Origin of the sequence: Verminephrobacter aporrectodeae subsp. tuberculatae At4 (assembly GCF_000193225.1) — a bacterium.
Taxonomy (GTDB): Bacteria; Pseudomonadota; Gammaproteobacteria; order Burkholderiales; family Burkholderiaceae_C; genus Acidovorax; species Acidovorax aporrectodeae.
This window is the reverse complement of sequence record NZ_AFAL01000411.1, coordinates 1-5,810: the sequence shown is the minus strand read 5'-3', so window position 1 is coordinate 5,810 and position 5,810 is coordinate 1. Positions and strand designations below refer to the sequence as shown.

Below are 5,810 nucleotides of genomic sequence, written 5' to 3'. Positions count from 1 at the left end.
ACAAGGGCGAGGCCGCATGATCAGCCTCGAAGATCGCCAAGCCATGGCCCAGTCCATCCACACAGCGCATGCCGCAGGCGCGAGGCTGCGCCTGGCCTGCAAGACCGCCGGCATCGATCTGCGCACCCTGCAGCGCTGGCAGGCCCACGCAGGGCTGACGGCCGGCGACGGCCGCCCGCAAGCCGTGCGCCCCTGCCCAGCCATGCCTTGAGCCCGGCCGAGCGCGACCGACTGCTGGCCGTGGCCAACGAACCGCGCTTTGCGGACATGTCCCCGGCACGCATCGTGCCCATGCTCGCCGACGAAGGCGTCTATCTGGCCAGCGAGTCCAGCTTCGCGCGGGTGCTGCGCGCGCATGGTCAGAACACCCATCGGGGCCGCGCCAAGGCGCCCAAGGCTACGCGCCCACCGACCACGCACATCGCCACTGCCGTGTGCCAAGCATGGTCCTGGACCTGTACAGCCGCAAAATCGTCGACTGGGAGGTCCACGACACCGACCACAGTGACCATGCGGCACGTTTGGTACAACGCACCTCGCTGGCTGAACGCATTGCCGTGCTGCAAACCAAGCCGCTGCTGCACGGCGACAACGGCTCCACGCTCTGGGCCACGACAGTGCTGGCAATGCTCAACTGGCTGGGCGTCAAGCCCTCGTACTCGCGACCGTGTGCCAGCGATGACAACGCCTATGCCGAGTCGCTGTTTCGCACGGCCAAGTACCGCCCTGAGTTCCCGGTCAAGGGCTTCGTCGATCTGCACGAGGCCAGAGCCTGGGTGGCCCCGTTCGTGCGCAGGTACAACCATGACTACCGGCACAGCGCCATGCAGGTCAAGACAAAGCGATCCTGACCGCTCAGCAGGCGCTGTACATGAGTGCTCGCGCCCTCAACCCGGCACGCTGGTCTGGCGCTACGCGCAACTGGTCGCACATTGAGGCCGTGAGCCTCAACCCCGAACCCGATTCGGTCATCAAGACGCATTCGCGCGCACAGGATATTCAGCCAATGGCTGTTTGAATGAGGCGACAACTATCTTGACACGCGCCGCTGTCAAGCAACAGCCAGCATCTGAAGCTTGAGCGTCGTGCTCCAGTTCCTCGTAGTTGCACGGGTCTTGCAGAGTCGCTCGAAAAAGCGGGTGTTGAGCTTGGTACGACCATAGCCGTCCGGGCAGTAGACGTACGCGACTTTCCCTCTGAGCGCATAGAGGTCGGGCGCATAGCCACCATTGGATGCACTTGCCTGCACTAAGATGCTCTTGAAGAAGGTGATATGCAGCTTGGAACTGTCGTGTGTCCTCCAGTCCTCAGGCAATCCGGAAATCACCTCCACAAGGTCCTTGGCGGTGAGAGCAATGACATCGACATCCGCGTAGCTGAAACGCAAACAGATCTCATCCTGTAGCAAGGTTTCCACCTGGGGCGCCTTCAGGCTTGATTCAACCAGGAGGTTACCGCTCTGTAGCAGACTGCTTGCGTTCCGCAGTCCAATGCCCTTACACACCTCGACCAATTCCTTCATCGCAATTTTGCGGAGACCACTGACGTTTATCCCACGAAGCAAACAAGCATAACGCATAGACGAACAATCTATCCTATTCTTTGACAATCGGGGGCTGAGTCCTGGAATGAATCAGTTCTCGCTTCTCGTCTATTCTTGGACACCGCCAGCAAACAGACATCGCCGACAGGACGTCCCGTCCTCGCAGCAGCATCGGCGATCCTGGCCCGTACGGTTCTCAGATTGTACAGCATGTTCATGCTTTACGCTGGGCGATGTAGACGCCACTCAGGATAATCAAACACGCCAGCCCCAAGTAGTCCGTGATGGACTCCTGCAGGAGCAAGGCGGCAAATGCAAGACCGAACACCGGCATGGCAAGCTGCAGCGTGGCGATACGGGCAATCCCTCCTCGCGACAGCGCGAAAAACCACAGGCCATAACCGACCAACGAGGACATCAACGCCATCCACGCTACCGCGCTCCAGAACTCCAGTGGAAGCCGCTGCAGCCCCCGCAGGGGCGTGCACAACAGAAAGATTGGCGCCAGAAGCGGCAACGAGATGGTCAGACCGAGAAAGGTGGTCGCCATCGTCCCGATTTCTTGGGCAACCCGGGCACCGCTTGCATAGCCAATCGCGCACAGCACGGCACCGAGCAGCACCCACAAATCCCCGCGGAGCGATACACCTTCGACAACCGCAGGAAGGAAGAGGCCCCGATGCACGAGCAGGAGCACGCCGCCTGCGAACGCAAGCGATGCCCCAAGCCACCAACTCAGCGCCGGCGCACGCCGTTGGGCCGCACTGCCAACCAGCACCGTCAAGATGGGAATCAGTGCCATGATCACCGTCGCATCTCCGACGGTCGTATGCTGGATGCCTACGCTCATGAAGACCGGCCAAAGGACAAAACTGCAAAGTCCGGAGAGCACCAGCAAGCCTCGCTGTCTGCCGCTCGACGGCAGTCGGTATCCAAGCACCAGCACCACGAGCAGTGCGGCGAAGCCGGCCACCATAGAGCGCAGTACACCCACGGACAAGCCACCCAGGTAGCGATTCGCAATTTTGTTGGCCACTGCGCCACTCCATATCAGCAGCGCGCTAATCGCGGCAACATAGGTCAGTCTGGTCTGAGTGCTTTGCATGATGGCGATTGGCCCTCTCACCTCAATGGATGGCGAGGCGGATCGACCGCTCGGCATGCTCTTGATGAATCTCCGCCATCAGCAAGCGGACCTGCTCCTCCTCGCAGACCTCGCGCATGCGCCTGCCAGATCAGCCCAGAGAACGGCTCAAGCATCTTTTGCAAACGTGACCGTCGACCGGGGTCAAGACCCTTGAGGTACGAGCGCATCATGGCTTCGCCAAATCCGACGTGGTGGGCTTCGTCTGCGAAGGCACCTTTGACAATGTGACTGAACGCTGAATCGATCCGTGACCAGTACTTCATTTCGTACCGATAAAGCGGGTAGACCATCCCTTCCATTTCAATGTTCTGGGCGAGCGAGCCAGCAATGAAATCACCCTTGTCAACCTGTTCCAAGATCAGGTCATAGAAGCGACGGAGGGCCAAGCGGTGGAGCTTGCCGAGCGCGAGATCGAGGTGCTGCGCTGGACGGCCGACGGCAAGACCTCGGCTGATACCGCCAAGATCCTGCGCATCTCCGATGCGTACGGTGAACTTCCACCTCAACAACGCGTCGGCCAAACTCGGCACCTGCAACAAGACCGCCGCCACGGTCAAGGCGTCGCTGCTGGGCCTCATCTGGTAGCGCGCGGCGCATGGAACACCGGTGCTTCGCGCCGGTCCTCCATGCCGTAGTCACGCAGCACCCAGATGCGAAAGCGCTGCTCGCCGGCGCCGGCCGGCGAGCGCAGCAGGTGGTACTCGGCCGCCGCGGCGTCCGGCCACGCGGCCAAGCGCACATGACGCGCCGCATTGAGCACGCCGGTGAAGAGACTGCAGCCGACCGGCACGGCGTCGAACGCAGTGCAAGCGATCTCTAGCGTCAGCAGCGGATGCGCGGACACTGTGCTCAGCTCGTCGGCCGCTAGCGCGGACCCGTGCCGTAGGCCCTGCTCATCGACCTGCAAGTCGATGCGTCCCACGCGCATGCGGTAGTTGTCCAGCACGCCGGCGCGGCCCTGCAACTGCACACCGTGGTGCTGCCCATGGGTGCGCCAGCGCACCAGCGACTTCTCGTCACGCCACAGCGACAATGACAGCAAGAGGCCGTCGTTGCCGTCGTTCGTGAAGCGCTCGTTCATTACGAAGCTGTCCATGGCCTGCAGCGTGGGACCCAGCTCGCCGGCCAGGCGCAGATAGTCGGAGAAGCGCTGGCTGCTGGGCTGCGTCTCGAAGATGACTGCGTACATCGATGGCAATCCTCCTAGTGATGTGCTGATATTTGCGGGGCAGGACACGAGGCCAGTGCCGTGCGCAGTTCAGGCACACGCGCGTTCAGTGAGCGGCGGTACTGCACCGGCCGCAGCACGTCGCGCGGATCCAGGCCCTCGTCTTTCAGTTGCGCCAGCGCCGCGGCGGTGATGGCCAACGCCATGCGCTGGCCCGGACAGCCGTGGCGCCCATGGCCGAAGGTGAACAGCATGGCGGGGGCCGCGCGACGGATCGAAGCGCTCGGGCTGCGCGTGCAGCGTCGGATCGCGGTTGGCGGCGGCCAGCAACAGCAGCAGGCTTTCGCCGGCGCGCACGGTGGAGCCGTCCAGCTCGAAGTCCTCGGCAGCGAAGCGGCGTGTGTTATGGATTGGCGGGTCGTGGCGCAGCACTTCGCGCAGAAAGGCCGCCGTCGCCTGCGCGTCGCGCGTGTCGGGTGCGTCCGCACCCGCGGCCAGCGCGAGCCACGCGTTGCCGATCAGGCCCGCCGTAGCCTCGAAAGCCTGCGTCATGAAGCCGATCGCGTTGGCAATCACGGCCTCGCGCATGGTGCCGCCGCCGTCGTCCCGCGCCGCGTGCTGCAGCGTCCACAGCAGGCCAAGCCGGCCGTCGGGCACGCCGTCGTCCAGCAGTTCGTCAAATAGCTGCCACAGCAGGCCGGCGGCTTCGCGGCTCGCGTTTAATTGGTCGGCGGTGCTGCTGCCCGGGCTGATGCAGCGCACCAGCAAGCTGGTCAGGCGCGCCGCCCGCGGCAGCGCCGCCGCCGGTAGGCCCAGCAGCAGGCCCATGGTCTGCGCCGGCAGCTGGTAGCAGAAGGAGGTCAGCCCGTCGGGGTGGCGCACGGGTTCGGTCAGCGTCGCGCACTGGCGCGCCGCCTCGCGCGCGACCTCCCACAGCGTCTCGTCGCTCACCGCATCCAGGCACCGCGCGACTTGGCACTTCAGGCGTTCGTGCACCGGTCCATCGTTCATGCGCACCAGGTGCCCGAACAAGAGCCCGGCCTGCGAGCCGAGCAGTCCCGGCGGCACCGGCTCGGCCGCCGGCCGCACACGCGCGACCGGGTTCTCCAGCATCTGCGTCACCGCAGCCGCGGAGGACACCACCCAGGCGTTGAGCGCGGCGTCAAACTGCACCGGCGCCGCGCTGTGCAGCTGCGCGTAGTAGTTATAGGGGTCGGGATGCGTGGGCGCGTCCAATGGCGCCGTCACCGGCGCGCCGCCCTTCGTTTCGCTGGTCATGGTGCTGCCCTTTCGTCACAGTTGGCCGTCAGCAACTGGTCGGCCAAGAGTCGGATGATGCGCGCTTCCTGCCATTCGAAGAAGAAGTGGTCGCCGGGCAGCCGTTTCAGGGTGCAGCCGCCCTGGGCCTCGTCGGCCCAGCCGGCGACCCGCGCGGCATCTGCGTGCGGATCGTCGGCGCCGTGCAGCACCAGCAGCGGCAGCGCCGCGCGGCCGCCGTAGCTGTACGAGGCCACGAGGTCGAAGTCGGCCTTCAAGGTCGGCAGCAGGTCCAGTATAGTTCGTCGTCCTCGAACACCTCGGCGGGCGTGCCGTTATAGCCGCGCAGCGCCTCGACCAGTCCGGCGCGGGCAAGCGAAGAAGCAAACCGATGGCCCGCAAACCCGCGCCAATACACGACTTCGGGTCTTGAATGTTCAAGAGGACAGCAGAGAACAGAGAGAGAAAAACGGCGGAATGTGCGCCTGGAGGGGCCACTTCGACAGGGGTGTGCTCAAGAGGCCAGGGTGCGAGACCGCGCCAGCACGGGGGGATCAGGTAAAAAAAATCGTAACTACTCAGCCCCCGGCCCCACGGCCCAGCCGATCAACCAAAGCAAGGTTGAACCGGAGCGCCCAGAAAGGCTTGGATGAGCGCGTCAAACAGCTTGGCTCCTTGCTTGTTCAGCGTCGCCA

6 protein-coding genes and 2 pseudogenes are annotated in these 5,810 nt (G+C 64.1%); 2 read left to right on the top strand and 6 right to left on the bottom strand.

What is annotated here, in order from left to right; genetic code table 11:
- Positions 1-1,018 (top strand): annotated as a pseudogene (locus VTU_RS34835) (integrase core domain-containing protein); the annotation flags it as partial.
- A 33-nt stretch (positions 1,019-1,051) separates the two neighbouring features.
- Here VTU_RS34835 and VTU_RS0112145 read toward each other — a convergent pair.
- From VTU_RS0112145 to VTU_RS32755, 3 genes are all read right to left on the bottom strand, one after another.
- On the bottom strand, positions 1,052-1,579 hold the full coding sequence (locus tag VTU_RS0112145; protein ID WP_081479808.1) for a DUF1697 domain-containing protein: 528 nt from the start codon (positions 1,577-1,579) through the stop codon (positions 1,052-1,054).
- Positions 1,580-1,757: 178 nt separating this feature from the next.
- Positions 1,758-2,648: a DMT family transporter gene (locus tag VTU_RS0112140; protein ID WP_010104544.1), complete on the bottom strand. Its 891-nt coding sequence runs from the start codon at positions 2,646-2,648 to the stop codon at positions 1,758-1,760.
- 17 nt (positions 2,649-2,665) lie between these two features.
- Positions 2,666-3,076, bottom strand: a complete 411-nt coding sequence (locus VTU_RS32755; RefSeq protein WP_138927873.1) for a hypothetical protein — start codon at positions 3,074-3,076, stop codon at positions 2,666-2,668.
- 9 nt (positions 3,077-3,085) lie between these two features.
- On the opposite strand from VTU_RS32755, the pseudogene VTU_RS34830 reads away from it, so the two are divergent.
- A pseudogene (locus tag VTU_RS34830) lies at positions 3,086-3,275 on the top strand (LuxR C-terminal-related transcriptional regulator); the annotation flags it as partial.
- Here VTU_RS34830 and VTU_RS0112125 read toward each other — a convergent pair.
- From VTU_RS0112125 to VTU_RS0112115, 3 genes are all read right to left on the bottom strand, one after another.
- Complete coding sequence (locus VTU_RS0112125; RefSeq protein ID WP_010104541.1) at positions 3,265-3,879, bottom strand: antibiotic biosynthesis monooxygenase family protein; 615 nt, start codon at positions 3,877-3,879, stop codon at positions 3,265-3,267. The pseudogene VTU_RS34830 and the gene VTU_RS0112125 overlap by 11 nt on opposite strands.
- Positions 3,880-3,948: 69 nt before the next feature.
- A complete protein-coding gene (locus VTU_RS27040; protein WP_010104540.1) occupies positions 3,949-5,136 on the bottom strand; it encodes a cytochrome P450 in 1,188 nt (395 codons plus the stop codon).
- Positions 5,133-5,402 carry a thioesterase II family protein gene (locus VTU_RS0112115; RefSeq protein WP_369021520.1) on the bottom strand — a complete coding sequence of 90 codons (270 nt, stop codon included), beginning with the start codon at positions 5,400-5,402 and terminating at the stop codon, positions 5,133-5,135. The genes VTU_RS27040 and VTU_RS0112115 overlap by 4 nt, the downstream gene beginning before the upstream one ends.
- Between the last annotated feature and the right edge of the window lie 408 nt (positions 5,403-5,810).